Annotated in this window: 10 protein-coding genes and 4 pseudogenes; 4 read left to right on the forward strand and 10 right to left on the reverse strand. The window is 59.3% G+C overall.

Translation table 11 applies throughout. From position 1 onward, the window contains the following. The first annotated feature begins 81 nt into the window (after positions 1-81). On the forward strand, positions 82-510 hold the full coding sequence (locus tag FJ471_RS26260; protein WP_281408544.1) for an enolase C-terminal domain-like protein: 429 nt from the start codon (positions 82-84) through the stop codon (positions 508-510). Here FJ471_RS26260 and FJ471_RS26265 read toward each other — a convergent pair. After that, positions 455-684: pseudogene (locus FJ471_RS26265) on the reverse strand (transposase); the annotation flags it as partial. The gene FJ471_RS26260 and the pseudogene FJ471_RS26265 overlap by 56 nt on opposite strands. A 236-nt stretch (positions 685-920) precedes the next feature. On the opposite strand from FJ471_RS26265, the pseudogene FJ471_RS26270 reads away from it, so the two are divergent. Continuing rightward, positions 921-1,253 (forward strand): annotated as a pseudogene (locus FJ471_RS26270) (DUF4158 domain-containing protein); the annotation flags it as partial. A gap of 42 nt (positions 1,254-1,295) precedes the next feature. Here FJ471_RS26270 and FJ471_RS26275 read toward each other — a convergent pair. Then, complete coding sequence (locus tag FJ471_RS26275; RefSeq protein WP_181179742.1) at positions 1,296-1,556, reverse strand: hypothetical protein; 261 nt, start codon at positions 1,554-1,556, stop codon at positions 1,296-1,298. A gap of 76 nt (positions 1,557-1,632) precedes the next feature. Here FJ471_RS26275 and FJ471_RS26280 point away from each other — a divergent pair. Beyond that, positions 1,633-2,386 (forward strand): annotated as a pseudogene (locus tag FJ471_RS26280) (IS481 family transposase); the annotation flags it as partial. Between the two features lie 55 nt (positions 2,387-2,441). On the opposite strand, the gene FJ471_RS26285 reads toward FJ471_RS26280, so the two are convergent. From FJ471_RS26285 to FJ471_RS26315, 7 genes are all read right to left on the reverse strand, one after another. After that, positions 2,442-4,145: an acyl-CoA dehydrogenase family protein gene (locus FJ471_RS26285; RefSeq protein WP_140807641.1), complete on the reverse strand. Its 1,704-nt coding sequence runs from the start codon at positions 4,143-4,145 to the stop codon at positions 2,442-2,444. Between the two features lie 8 nt (positions 4,146-4,153). After that, positions 4,154-4,942 (reverse strand): crotonase/enoyl-CoA hydratase family protein, encoded by a 789-nt coding sequence (locus tag FJ471_RS26290; RefSeq protein ID WP_140807642.1) that lies wholly within the window; start codon positions 4,940-4,942, stop codon positions 4,154-4,156. After that, positions 4,939-6,555, reverse strand: a complete 1,617-nt coding sequence (locus FJ471_RS26295) for an AMP-binding protein (protein ID WP_140807643.1) — start codon at positions 6,553-6,555, stop codon at positions 4,939-4,941. The genes FJ471_RS26290 and FJ471_RS26295 overlap by 4 nt, the downstream gene beginning before the upstream one ends. Then, the gene (locus FJ471_RS26300; protein ID WP_140807644.1) at positions 6,552-7,655 is read right to left on the reverse strand and encodes a glycine cleavage T C-terminal barrel domain-containing protein; all 1,104 of its coding nucleotides are present in this window, start codon (positions 7,653-7,655) and stop codon (positions 6,552-6,554) included. Before FJ471_RS26300 ends, FJ471_RS26295 begins: the two co-directional genes overlap by 4 nt. Before the next feature lie 115 nt (positions 7,656-7,770). Beyond that, positions 7,771-8,817 (reverse strand): glycine betaine/L-proline ABC transporter ATP-binding protein, encoded by a 1,047-nt coding sequence (locus tag FJ471_RS26305; RefSeq protein ID WP_140807645.1) that lies wholly within the window; start codon positions 8,815-8,817, stop codon positions 7,771-7,773. Beyond that, complete coding sequence (locus FJ471_RS26310; RefSeq protein WP_140756804.1) at positions 8,810-9,697, reverse strand: proline/glycine betaine ABC transporter permease; 888 nt, start codon at positions 9,695-9,697, stop codon at positions 8,810-8,812. The genes FJ471_RS26305 and FJ471_RS26310 overlap by 8 nt, the downstream gene beginning before the upstream one ends. Before the next feature lie 72 nt (positions 9,698-9,769). Then, positions 9,770-10,723, reverse strand: coding sequence for an ABC transporter substrate-binding protein (locus FJ471_RS26315; protein WP_140807661.1), 954 nt, complete (start codon positions 10,721-10,723; stop codon positions 9,770-9,772). A 340-nt stretch (positions 10,724-11,063) separates the two neighbouring features. Between FJ471_RS26315 and FJ471_RS26320 the strand changes: the two genes are divergently transcribed. After that, positions 11,064-11,975, forward strand: a complete 912-nt coding sequence (locus tag FJ471_RS26320; RefSeq protein WP_140807646.1) for a LysR substrate-binding domain-containing protein — start codon at positions 11,064-11,066, stop codon at positions 11,973-11,975. 188 nt (positions 11,976-12,163) lie between these two features. Here the strand turns inward: FJ471_RS26320 and FJ471_RS26325 are convergent. Then, a pseudogene (locus FJ471_RS26325) lies at positions 12,164-12,663 on the reverse strand (Arm DNA-binding domain-containing protein); the annotation flags it as partial. Between the last annotated feature and the right edge of the window lie 118 nt (positions 12,664-12,781).

The raw sequence follows: 12,781 nt of genomic DNA on the forward strand, positions 1-12,781 counted from the left end.
ATGACGCGGCTCTGCAGGCAGTTGGAGGCCTTCAAGCCAACTTTCATCGAACAGCCGTTCAAAGGCTTCGACCTCGACGCAATGGCGGCAGGTCGCCAAGCGTCAAGCGGCCGATATTATCTCCATCAAGATTGCCAAGATGGGCGGATTCTGCGTTCCCAGAAAGTGGCTGGCATGTGCGAAGCCGCTGGGATTCCCTGTTACGCCGGTGCCATGTGGGTGTCTGGCATTGGTCTCGCAGCAAGCCTGCATTTTGCGTGCTCGTCGCCTGCAATCAAATACGGCAGCGATTTCTATGCGGCTGATTATCTTATGACCGACGATCTTGTCGTTTCACCGCTCGCCGTGAGTGACGGCGCGATATTTGTGCCAACCGGCCTCGGAGTCGAGGCCGAGCTTGGCGGCATAGGCTTCGGCGGCCTTGGCATACATGGCCTGATAGGAGTTCGAGCCGCCAAACACGCAGGGGAAGCTTTGTCGAATGCAGAGGCGTGTGCGTTGTCACTGTGAACTGGAACCGGCAATCGCGATCGAACGCTTGTAGCCGCAGGCCGGACAGACCCGACCATCCGGCCATACCATGCCTTCCAGCAATCTGCGGCAATGTTCCTCTTCGCGGAAGGCTGCAACCGTCTCCTCGACGGTGCAGATGCCGGACAGCGTTTCGATCATTGTAACAGGCATTTGCGTCTCCTCGGGCGAAGCCGAAGAATCGCATGCAAAGCCAGGTATTTCAACGACAATGCTGTCTTTGGTTGATAAAGGCCGCTAACGGAGAACGAAGCATGAACTGTGCCGTAGTGCGAAAACCGCGGGCATCTGATCCCTGTGGATTGCCATCGCATCGGGCCAGATTTGATTTCTTCGTCCGCCCGACTCGACAACGCTCCCGGCAGATTGGTTGTGGACGGAGTCGAGCGATGGGTAAACGCAAGCTTCTCAAGTCTCAGGATCGACTGAAGCTCATCGATGTGCCGGCTGACGAGGACAGCCTGATCCGACACTATTCGTTGTCGTCGGCCGATCGGCTTGAGGTTGGACTGCCAAGGCGAGAGCACATTCAGCTCGGCTTTGCCATTCAGCTCTGTCTGATGCGATATCCAGGTAGAGTGCTAACGGCCGACGAAACTCCGCCTCGCGCAATGCTAAAGTACGTAGCTGAACAGATCGGCGTCGACCCGGGCACTTTCGCACTCTATGCGCGCCGTGAAGAAACCCGCCGCTACCACACGGCGTGCTTGATGGTGTATCTAGGAATGGCCGAGGAAAGCTCGACCTGCTTCAGGCGCGCGTCATCAGCGCTGGTTAGGTTCAATCATCACCAAAAGTGCGTCAGAGCCAATTTTGCACGCCGGAACACATGCCGCTGCTTCTTGCGGTTGTTGGATTGCGAGAACAGCCGCCCCATCAATTTGATGAACATCGATACTGCATCGTCGGTGAGCTTCTGGCCGAACTTGATGACCTTTCGGAGCCGACTTTCTGGTCGAGACCTCCAACGCGTTCCGGCCATAATCGTTGGTGGACTGCAGGGCATTGATCGTATCGAGGAACATGCGCAGCTCCTTGGCGTATCCCGCCTGCAATCCATGTGCGCAACGCTAAGGGTTCGGTGCTTACGCCTGTCGAGGGGCCGCTGTTGTCGAGTTCCGCAAAAGGACGCTGTTGCCACTCGACGATGTGCTGGGGTGTTTGAAGGACAGCATTCCCAAGCTGACCCTATCCAACCTGCACCGATGTCTGGTCCGTCATGGCATTTCCCGACTGCCCGAGAGTGAGGAGAAGACTTCCAAGCGCGGCAGGTTCGCCGAGACGAGCATCGGCTATGTTCATATCGACGCCTGCGAGTTCCAGTACGCTGGAGGCAAGCTCTACATGTTCCTGGCAATCGACTGCGTCTCCAAGTTCACCTATGCCGAGTTCTTGGACAAGGCGGGCAAGATGGTTGGAGCTGAGTTCCTCAGCAATGTTGTGGCAGCCTTCCCCTACAAGATCCACACCGTGCTCACCGACAACGGCGTGGCCTTCGCCGATCTGCCGAAGAACCGCAACGGTCCAACGCGCACCTTGCTCGGTCCCCAACTTCGATCGCGTCTGCATCGAGAACTGCATCGCGCACAAGGTGATCAAGCCCTATCATCCCTGGACGAACGGTCAGGCCGAGCGCATGAACCGCCATCAAGGACGCGACGGTCAAGACCTTTCACTACTCCGATCGCGGGCCTCAAGGCCCATGTCCTCGCCTTCGTCGCTGCCTACAATTTCGCAAAGCACCTCAAGGCGCTGCGATGGAACCCCCCTTCGAGGCAATCTGCCATCACTGGACGAAAGACCGTCAATCTTCAAGATCGATCCGCGTCACCTCATCCTGAGACCAAACACTTAGGAGGCTTTCATACGTCACTGGCCATAATGCCAGTCGCGCGGCTCAGGTGCACCGACTATTCAAGGTCATCCGAACCTGTCGCATCGGCGCCGGATAATGACGCCTTCGCCGCAGCAACTGCCGATACCAATTCAACGGCGATGAAAAACTTTGCGTTGACTGCAGCTTCTGTCTCAAGCGCGCCGCCTCGTGCAAGCGCTGCGGCTTCAGCCAGATGAGCACCGGCGACAACGTTGGCCAAGGCACGCTGGAATGGCACGGCAACCGCGAGTGACAATGAACCCCCGGGCGCATCGCCGAGCATTTTCGCCAAATCCACCGTGTCAGCCACAGCTTGCATGGCCGGCAAACAGGTATCGAAGCCGGACAATGTCCTGCGACAAGATTCCATAATCTGGGACAGCGTCTCTCCGCCCCCAAGGAGCAGTTTGCGCGTGACGAGGTCGATTGCCTGGATGCCATTCGTGCCTTCGTAGATCGGAAGAATCCGCGCATCGCGGTAGTATTGCGCGACGCCGGTATCCTCGACGTAGCCCATGCCGCCATGAACCTGGATGGCGGTCGAGGTCACTTCCACCGCGATATCCGTCGAGTACGCCTTGGCCAAAGGCGTTAGCAATGAAGCTCGCGCATAGGCGCGGTGCCTTTCTTTTTCTGTCTGCGCGTTCACGCTCGAGTCCAGCGAGGAGGCCGTCGCCATGCACAGCATGCGCGCCGCGGCCGTCCGGGTTCGCATCTCGAGCAGCATTCGCCTGACATCGGGATGAAGGATGATAGGGCTTGTATTTCCATCTCTGCCCGGGGCGCGGCCCTGGAGACGTTCTCTTGCATAGGCGAAGGCCGCCTGCGTCGCCCGCTCCGCGAGTGCGACACCCTGGGCTCCGACCAGGAGCCGAGCATTGTTCATCATCGTGAACATGCAATTGAGACCACGGTTCTCCTCGCCGATGAGCCAGCCCCTTGCGCCTCCGTTGTCGCCATAAGCCATGGCGCAGGTGGGCGAGCCGTGAATGCCGAGTTTGTGCTCCAGCGAAAGACACCGCAGATCGTTGTGCGAGCCGTCAGGAAGGATCTTCGGAACCAGGAACAGGGAAATGCCGCGCGTGCCCGCGGGCGCATCCTCCAGCCGTGCAAGAACCAGATGTATGATATTCGGCGAGCAATCATGCTCGCCATAGGTGATGAAGATCTTGTTGCCGGTAATGCGGTAGCTGCCGTCGCCCGTCCGTTTGGCTTTGCAACGAAGATTTGAAAGATCGGAACCGGCCTGTGGCTCCGTCAGGTTCATGGTCCCGGTCCATTCACCGGACACAAGCTTGGGCAGGTAGCGGTCCTTGAGCTCCTGAGAGGCGTGCTCGGAGATGGCTTCGATGGCGCCAGCAGTCAAAAGCGGGCAGAGGGCGAAAGCCATGGAAGACGAATTCCAGAACTCGGTGCAGGCCGCGGCCAGCGAGATCGGAAGCCCCTGGCCGCCATATTCGGTTGGTCCTGTAAGGCTGTTCCAGCCCGCCTCGCGCCAGGCCTGGTAGGTTTCGCGCCAGCCCGGCGGCGTGGTCACCTTTCCGCTTTTGTCGAGGGCCGAGGGGGTTCGGTCGCCAACCGGATTCAAGGGCGCGATGCGCTCGCTCGCAAAACGCCCAGCTTCGAATAGGATGGCCTGGACGTCTTCGGGGGACAGGTCCCCCCTCTGTGTCGCGGCAAACCGATCGGCAGTATGCATCGCCAGAAGGATTTGGGGGATGGGCGGATTATAGGTCATCGCGAACCTCAACTCGTGCCGGGTTCGAGGCGCTTGGTCTTTTTGGAAAAAAACGCCTCCAGCCGATCCCTGATCTCCGGATTGGTCTGAACCGCCATTGCGAGCAGGCCCTCCGCAAACAGGCCGTCCGTGGTGGACATGTCATTGATGCGGGATATGCCGGTGACGATAGCGAAATTGGTGGTTGGCGGATTACGTGCGACCTGTGCGGCCAATTCCTTGGCGCGTGGCAATGCTTGCCCAGCATCCACCACTTCGTGGCACAGGCCAAGGTCCAGGCCACGCCGCGCATCGTAGGTGCGGGCCGACAGCATCATATCGACCATGCGCGCCGGGGTAACGATCCGGGCCACGCGCACGGTCGCCCCGCCGCCCGTGAAAATGCCGCGCTGGCCTTCCGGAAGGGCAAAGAAGGTTCCTTCTTCGGCGATGCGTACATGGGCGGCCGCTGCCAGCTCGAGCCCTCCACCGACGACCGCTCCCTTCAGGGCGGCAATCACCGGGATTCCGCTGAACTGAATGATATCGAAAGCACGGTGCCATTTTTGGCACATGGTCATGAACTCGATCGGAGACCGATCCTTGTCATAATGTTCGCGAAGATCCAGCCCAGCGCAGAAGTGGTCGCCCTTGGCCGCAAGCACGAAGGATCGTGTGCCCTCCGGCGGTGCGCGAAACACGTTTTCGATTTCCAGCAGCATATCTTCGCTGATTGCGTTGCGCCGATCCTCGCGCACCAGCGTAACGATCGTCACCGGGCCGTCCGTCTCGATGGTGATGTAGTTCGGTTTCGTCATGGTGTTGTCTTCGCTTTCTCGCGCAGTTTGTATTTTTCGATCTTTCCCGTTGAGGTCTTGGGCAAGGTCTCGAAGACGTAGCTCTTGGGAACCTTGAAGCCGGAAAGATGCTGGCGGCAAAATTGGTTCAGCTCGTCAGCAGTGACGCTCGCCCCCGGCTTCAGTTCCACGAAGGCACAGGGCGTTTCGCCCCACTTGGCATCGGGCTTGGCCACGACAGCAGCGGCGCTGACGGCGGGGTGGCGATACAAGGCGGATTCCACTTCGATCGAGGAAATGTTCTCCCCGCCGGAGATAATGATGTCCTTGTAGCGATCGCGTATTTCGAGGAAGCCGTCGGGATGTTGCACAGCGACGTCGCCGCTATGAAACACGTCGCCGGCAAAGGCGGCTTCCGTAGCCGCTTCATCCTTGTGATAGCCTTTCATGATCGTGTTGCCACGCAACACGATCTCTCCCATCGCGGTCCCGTCCTTCGGCAGACGTTTTCCCGTATCGACATCCCGGATCTCTGCAGCCTCCATCATCGGGAAACGCACGCCCTGGCGTGCCTTGATCGTCGCGCGTTGCGCGACATCCATTTCGTTCCACTCTTCCTCCCAAATGGACTGAACGACGTGGCCGTAGGTTTCCGTGAGGCCGTAGACCTGCATGACGTCGAAGCCCAATGCCTCGACTTTCTCGAGGATCGCCGCCGGTGGAGGGGCCCCCGCCGTCATCACGCGCACCTTGTGAGGAAGCACCGGCCGTTCTGCTTCCGCGGCCTCGACCAGCATGCCCAGCACGATCGGGGCACCGCCGAAATGCGTGACGCCGAATGAGCCGATGGCGTCGTAAACGGCCTTGGCCGATATCTGCCGGCAGCAGACGATTGTCGCAGCGAGCGCGGTCATGGTCCACGCATGGCCCCAGCCATTGCAGTGGAACATGGGCACTGTGTAGAGATAGGTCGGATGACCAGCCAGACCCCAACCGGCAATGGTACCGAGCGCCATCAGGTAAGCCCCGCGGTGATGGTAGAGCACCCCTTTCGGCCTGCCACTGGTACCGGATGTATAGTTGAGGCACAGGGTCTGCCACTCGTCGGCCGGGAACACCGGGTGGAAACCGGCGGGCGGCGATCGAACCAGATCCGAATGGCGCAGGCTGTCAGGCAGGGCATCTCCCGGCCCGCCGAGATCGATGATGACCGGTCGGCCGCCCCTGGTGCGCTGCAACGCCACCTCAGCCGTCGATGCGAACTGCCTGTCCAGCAGCAGGACCCGGGTTTCCGCATGGTCCAGGATATAGGCCACCGTGTCGGCATCAAGGCGGATGTTGATGGTGTTAAGAACGGCGCCGGCCATTGCGACAGCAAACTGCGCCTCGAACATCTCCGCCGTATTCGGAGCAAGCACGGAAACCACGTCACCCGGCTTGATACCGATATCCATGAGGGCGGCGGCCAGAGCCTCGCAGCGTTGGCGCACCTCCTGCCAGGTGAAGCGTCGATCCCCATCGATAAGCGCCAATCGGTCTGGATAGAGTTCGGCCGTTCGCCCCAGAAATGAAAGGGGTGTCAGCGGAACATAGTTGGCGGGCCTTGGTCGGAGATAGGATGCTTCGGTGCTCATAGGAATGGGAGCTCCACGAGCCGCGCGGCTGTCGGACCGGCGGCGCGGTGAACGATGACAGTCTCGCCTGCCCTCATGCCGGCGGCGATAAGGGCGTATCCGATGTTCGCCTTCATGCGAGGCGACCATGTGCAATTGGTCATCACACCGACCATGGAGCCGTCGCGCGTGATATCCTCGCGTTTCGTGCCGAGCGGCGCAGGCGTTGCACCGTCGAGCACGAGACCCAGTTGGTGCCGCTTCGGCCCCTCGGCCTTGATCCTGCGTAGCGCCTTGATGCCGACGACATCGTCCGGAACATCGAGGTCCACATATTTGCCCAGCCGCACTTCGAAGGGATTGGTGTCCTCGTCGGTGTCACCGCCGACGGAAACCAGCCCGCTCTCCGTGCGCTCGGCCGTCGCGGGCGCTCCCGGTCCGATCCCCCAGGGTTTGCCTGCCTCCTTGAAGATGTTCCAGAGCTTCGTGCCCTTCGTCCCATCCTTCAGGTAGATCTCAAACCCGCCCTGCTTGGACCACCCCGACCGCTGCACCGCGACGGGAATGCCTTCAATCTCGGTTTCCTTGAACCAGAAGTACTTGAGCGTGCGTACCCAATCGCCGACGACGTGGGCCACCACGTCTTCGGCCTTGGGTCCCTGAAGAGCCATCGGAGAGACGTCGGGTTCGCTAATATCGACCTTTAGACCACGCTCCGCCGCGACGGCGCTTGCCCACAGCCACATGTCGCAGTCCGCGATTGAAAACCAGAAGAGATCGTCGGCGTGCTTTAACAGGATAGGGTCATTGATGATCGTACCGCGATGATTACACAGCGGCACATATTTGCCCTGGCCGACCTTGCAGGTGGAGAGATCGCGCGGTGACAGGATCTGCGCAAGCCGGCCGGCGTCCTGTCCCTTGAGTTGCACTTGGCGTTCCACGCCAACATCCCATTGTGAAACCCCGTTGATGAGCCGCCAGTATTCGCCTTCCGGATCGCCGTAGGACGTCGGCATGATCATGCGGTTGTAGACGTTCGCGGCCACCATGCCCTCCGCCACCGCCGCCTCGAAAAAGGGGGACGGTCGAACACGTGCCGTCGGTGAAAATGAAAACATCGAGGTCTCCTGTTGCGTCCCGACGGGCGCGGGAATTCCGATTGCCGGTTCTTGCGGTTACGCTGCCCTCGCGGCCGCGATATCTTGATGTGCCGCCCAAAGAACGGCCGTCAGTTCAACCGATGTCATCAGCCGGAGTCACGATCGCGCGCAAAAGCTGTCGCAGGCTGATCTGGCCGACCGGCGTTCCGGCTTCGTCCGTCACGGTGAGATGCTCACAGTCATGCTGCATCAGCACATTAGCGGCGGCATCGAGCGTCGTTTGCCTTGGCACGGTAGCCAATGACCGATCCTCCGGATTGAACGGCGCCATGACTGCCTCGACATGGACGACGCGGCCCCGGCTTACCTCCTTGACGAAAGCCTCGACGTAATCGTCTGCGGGTCGCAGAACGATATCTTGGCTGGTGCCCTGTTGCACCACTTCCCCGTCGCGCAGAATGGTAATTCGGTCGCCTAGCCGAAGGGCCTCGTCGAGATCGTGGGTGATGAAGACGATGGTCTTCCTGATTTCCTTCTGGATATCGAGCAGCACCGTCTGCATGTCTGTGCGAATGAGGGGATCGAGCGCCGAAAACGCCTCGTCCATCAGCAGGATCGGAGCATCGTTTGCGAGCGCCCGAGCAAGCCCGACACGCTGCTGCATGCCCCCGGACAATTGGTTGGGATAGTGCTTTTCGAAGCCGGCAAGACCCACACGGTCGATCCAGCGGGTGGCCGCCTCGACTTGCCGGCGTCGCGCCACACCTTGTATCTCCAGCCCGTAGACAACATTTTCCAGCACGTTGCGGTGCGGTAGCAGCGCAAACTTCTGAAACACCATCGCTGTCTTATGCCGCCTGAACTCGCGCAGTTCATGAGCCCCCATTTGCACGACGTCTTCGTCGCCAACCAGGATCTCGCCCGCGGTGGGGTCGACCAGTCTGTTGATGTGGCGGATCAACGTCGATTTGCCGGAGCCGGAAAGGCCCATGATGACCTGTATCGCTCCGGCCGGCATGGTGACGTTGACGTTCCTGAGACCGAGGACGTGGCCGTGGCGTCCGTTCAGTTCGGCTTTGGAAGTCCCCTGCTCCAGCAAGGGGACCATGGCTTTGGCATTCGGTCCGAAAACCTTCCAGAGGTTCCTGATCTCGATCCCAGGCTGGTTCGCTTCAGCCATGGACGATCTCTCGGTGCTTTTGCAGGCGGCTGCCGTATGCCTGGCTGATGCGGTCGAAGATGATGGCGATGCCGACAATGGCGAGGCCGTTGAAGACGCCCAGAGTGAAATATTGGTTGGCGATTGCCTTGAGCACCGGCTGGCCGAGCCCCTGCACGCCGATCATCGAAGCGATCACCACCATGGAAAGCGCCATCATGATCGTTTGGTTGACGCCTGCCATAATCGTGGGCAGCGCAAGCGGGAGTTGGACATTGCGCAGCTTCTGCCAGCTCGATGAGCCGAAGGCATCCGCCGCCTCCAGCACATCCTTGTCGACCATACGGATTCCGAGATTGGTAAGACGTATCATCGGCGGAACAGCGTAGATAACGACCGCAATGACGCCGGGCACACGGCCGATCCCCAGCAACATGACGACGGGGATGAGGTAAACGAAGCTGGGCATTGTCTGCATGACGTCGAGTACCGGATTGACGATGCGCTGCAACCGGTTCGAACGGGCCATTCCGATCCCGATCGGTATTCCGATCACGATTGCAAGCACGGTGCAGACGAAGATCATCGACACCGTCTTCATCGTGTCGTCCCACATATCGAACCAGCCGATGACCAGAAGCGTCACGACACATCCTGCGACAATCTTCATGCTCCGACTTGCGATCCAGGCAATGACCGCGACCGCCGCAATCACGACCGGCCATGGGGTTGCGAGGAGCAGGCGTTCAGCCCAGATGAGGAAGCTCTGAAGCGGGTTGAAAAGGCTCTCTATGCTGTCGCCGTAGGCGCGTGTGAATGCACGGAAGCCTTCATCGATATTCTTCTTCAAGAGACGCAGCGTATCTGCGTCCATCGTCGGAAATTTCCAGAACGAATCCATTCCCAGTTTCCCCGTGGAAAGGCGGGGCGGCGCCAGCTCAGCGATGCCGCCCTCTACCGCTTGCGCGGGCAGTTAGAGGGAGGCCTTGATCTTTTCGGCCGCCTCGGGAGAAACCCAGGTTTTCCAGATGTCCTCATTGTTTTTGAGGAAGTGCTTGGCGCCGTCCTCGCCGGTCGCCTGATTGTCCGTCATCCAGGCGATCAGCTTGTTGACGGTATCGTTCGACCATGCGCGCTTGTTCAGATAGTCCATGATTGCCGGACCGGCGCGATCGGCGAAAGTCTTGCTGACAAGCGTCTGCACGTCATCTGCAGGCCATGCATTCGGCTTTGGGTCGGGGCAGTCGCCGATCGATGTGCAGCGCTTCCATTCAGCTGCATCATAGTCGACCCCATACCCGAGCTTGACCATCGGGTACTTGCCGAGGAGGGACGTCGGAGCCCAATAGTAGCCGACCCAGGGCTGCTTGGCCTCGTAGGCTTTCGCGATCGAGCCATCGAGCCCGGCCGCGGATCCGGTGTCGATCAGCGTGAAACCGGCTTTCTCTCCGCCAAACGCCTTGAAGAGCTGCGTGGTTACGACCGTACCGCCCCAGCCTTGCGGACCATTGTAGACGGCACCCTTGCTCTTGTCCTCCGGAGCGGGAAAGAGTTCGGGATGCTTGAAAAGGTCCGGGATCGTCTTGATGTCAGGATGTGCCTCGGCGACGTATTGCGGAATCCACCAACCTTGGATCGCCCCGTCGGAAAGGATTTTCGATGCGGCTATCGCCTTGCCTCCGTCCAGAGCGCTTTTGACCAGTTCCGGCTGCAGGCTGACCCAGGCCTCGGGAACGATATCCGGTTGCCCCTTGCCGGCGAGCGAGGTCAGGGTTGGTACAGTGTCGCCCGAAACGACTTCAGCGGAACAGCCGTAGCCCTTCTCCAAGATGAATTTGTCGAGACTGGCCGCCACGTCAGCGGATTGCCAGTTCATCGTGGCGATCGTCACTTCGCCACATCCGGCCGCAAACGATGCCGATGCCATCGACAGAAGGCCAAGGGTTGTACCGGCGAGGCATGCAACAATGTGTCTGTATTTCATTTCTTCCTCCCAAGCGGTTGATGCAGACTTCGCTGTTTGACGACCACCGCCTCCTCAAACAGCTATCGAGAACAGCGCCAGCTTTCGTCTATGAAAGCTTTCCTCCAAGCCGGCGATGGCCGAGGCCGCGCCGACTCCGTTCCCGTTCTCCCAAACTGTTTTTCTCACCCGGCTTGAGGCATGGACAGGCAGATAAGATTCATCGGTGCATTACTTTTTTTGATGATGACTGCTATTCTTCACATTGTCGTTCGGCATCGACAGGCAAAGTGGCTGCTCCGGAATGCATGATTTACCGCCTTTGAAATCGTTGCGTGTTTTCGAGGCCTGTATCCGGCTCGGGAACTTTACCCGGGCGGCAAGAGAGCTGAATGTCGGCCAACCCGCCATCAGTCACCAGATTCATGCTCTGGAAAGAGACCTCAACGTCCAGCTGTTCGAAAGGAAGGGCTCGCTCACGGTGCCAACTGCCGAGGCGCTGTCGTACTACCAGACGATAGCGAACGGCCTCTCGGATATCGCCAGGGCGAGCGCCAAGCTCCGAAGGAATAATCGACAGGATGCCCTGACGCTCGCGACCTATCCGGGCATTGCCATGTTCTGGCTGATGGCGCGTCTGGAGAGAGTCAGGCGCCTCTATCCCGATCTGGCTGTCAGGGTAACGACGGCAGAACGCGACCAAGATATCCCGTTGGAGGAGGTGGACTGCGCTATTCTTTTTGGCAGCGGCGATTGGTCAGGGTACGAAAGCCGCTTGCTGATGCAGGAAATTGTGGTTCCGGTGGCAGCGCCCGCTCTCGCTTCGCGCCTTGCCGGCGTTTCTCGCGCCGAAATGCTCGCTCAGGGGCCTTTGATCCACCTTGAGGATCGAGAACAGCGCTGGTTCACTTGGTCGGACTGGCGGGACCTAAAGTCGCCGGACAGTCAGAATATCAATGCCGGCATCACGGTGACCAACCATGGCATTGCCATTCATCAGACTTTGATGGGGTACGGAATTGGGCTGGGCTGGAGCGGCGTGATCGACGAGATGATCGAGAATGGGCTTCTGATTGCAATGGATTCAGAACCGATCTCATCCGAGCGAGGATATTTCTTGGTCGCGCGGCAGGATTTTCTGCATAGCAAGATCGGAAGGCTTGTGATCCAGTCCTTGGTCGATCAAGAAACGACATCGCGGGGCAACTCTTTGTGAAGTTGATGTCTGTTTGTCAGCTGCGCATCGCCGCTTTCCACTTGGCGGCGTGCGAGGCTGAACGTCCGTTTCCAGGTGATGTAGAGGTTGACTTTAGCGGTCGCGATGTTCAGGGCGGCATATGATCTTGTATTCCGCTAGCGGAATACGAGGTCCTTGTGCACGATCACCCGCAAAGGCCAACCGGGGTCCCGTACGTGGATGGCGGTGGCCGGTGCGCCACGTTCAACGATGCTGCTGCAGTGGGCTCGTAGATCCGCGGGTGTAATCTCCGTCAGGAGGCGATTGCGCCAGACTGGAAGAAGCTCGCGATCGAAGATGGAACGGCGCATGGCTCGGGTGCTGTCGGCCATTGGAGCGGCACTGAGCCATTTCTCGCCGAACTCGCCGAAACTCTTCGCCTCCTTTAGACGACGTTTCGCGCGCTGCTTCTCGATTGCCGGCGATCGTCCCTCCCTAACGGCGCGCGCTTCGCGTCGAGGTACTTCTCTCGGGCCAGAGCAAGCGAGATTCCGTCTCGTCCATATCTGCCTAAATAGACCGTCTCGCGGCGTCCGTTGAGCCTGTAGTCCAGTCGAAACGAGATTGCGCCGCTAGGCATGACGCGAACATACATGCCGTCCCGGTCCGCAATTTTGTACATTTTCTCTCTTGGTTTCAGAGCCTTAAGGGCGGCATCTGTCAACATTCCAATTGCCTCCTGAAAAAGTACCGTCAGTACAGTTTCGGGCTTCGTGGCAGGAACTCTCCTTTATTCTCAATGCTTTACAGGCAAAAAAGTACCGTCACGAGCCTCATGGGGACAG

The sequence above is a fragment of the Mesorhizobium sp. B2-7-1 genome, assembly GCF_006440735.1.
Taxonomy (GTDB): Bacteria; Pseudomonadota; Alphaproteobacteria; order Rhizobiales; family Rhizobiaceae; genus Mesorhizobium.

What these genes read in the sequence shown, in the direction of transcription:
- FJ471_RS26260 (WP_281408544.1), top strand. Translation starts at nt 82, where the DNA reads ATGGCGGCAGGTCGCCAAGCGTCAAGCGGCCGATATTATCTCCATCAA.
- FJ471_RS26275 (WP_181179742.1), bottom strand. Translation starts at nt 1,556, where the DNA reads ATGTTCCTCGATACGATCAATGCCCTGCAGTCCACCAACGATTATGGC.
- FJ471_RS26285 (WP_140807641.1), bottom strand. Translation starts at nt 4,145, where the DNA reads ATGACCTATAATCCGCCCATCCCCCAAATCCTTCTGGCGATGCATACT.
- FJ471_RS26290 (WP_140807642.1), bottom strand. Translation starts at nt 4,942, where the DNA reads ATGACGAAACCGAACTACATCACCATCGAGACGGACGGCCCGGTGACG.
- FJ471_RS26295 (WP_140807643.1), bottom strand. Translation starts at nt 6,555, where the DNA reads ATGAGCACCGAAGCATCCTATCTCCGACCAAGGCCCGCCAACTATGTT.
- FJ471_RS26300 (WP_140807644.1), bottom strand. Translation starts at nt 7,655, where the DNA reads ATGTTTTCATTTTCACCGACGGCACGTGTTCGACCGTCCCCCTTTTTC.
- FJ471_RS26305 (WP_140807645.1), bottom strand. Translation starts at nt 8,817, where the DNA reads ATGGCTGAAGCGAACCAGCCTGGGATCGAGATCAGGAACCTCTGGAAG.
- FJ471_RS26310 (WP_140756804.1), bottom strand. Translation starts at nt 9,697, where the DNA reads ATGGATTCGTTCTGGAAATTTCCGACGATGGACGCAGATACGCTGCGT.
- FJ471_RS26315 (WP_140807661.1), bottom strand. Translation starts at nt 10,723, where the DNA reads ATGGCATCGGCATCGTTTGCGGCCGGATGTGGCGAAGTGACGATCGCC.
- FJ471_RS26320 (WP_140807646.1), top strand. Translation starts at nt 11,064, where the DNA reads ATGCATGATTTACCGCCTTTGAAATCGTTGCGTGTTTTCGAGGCCTGT.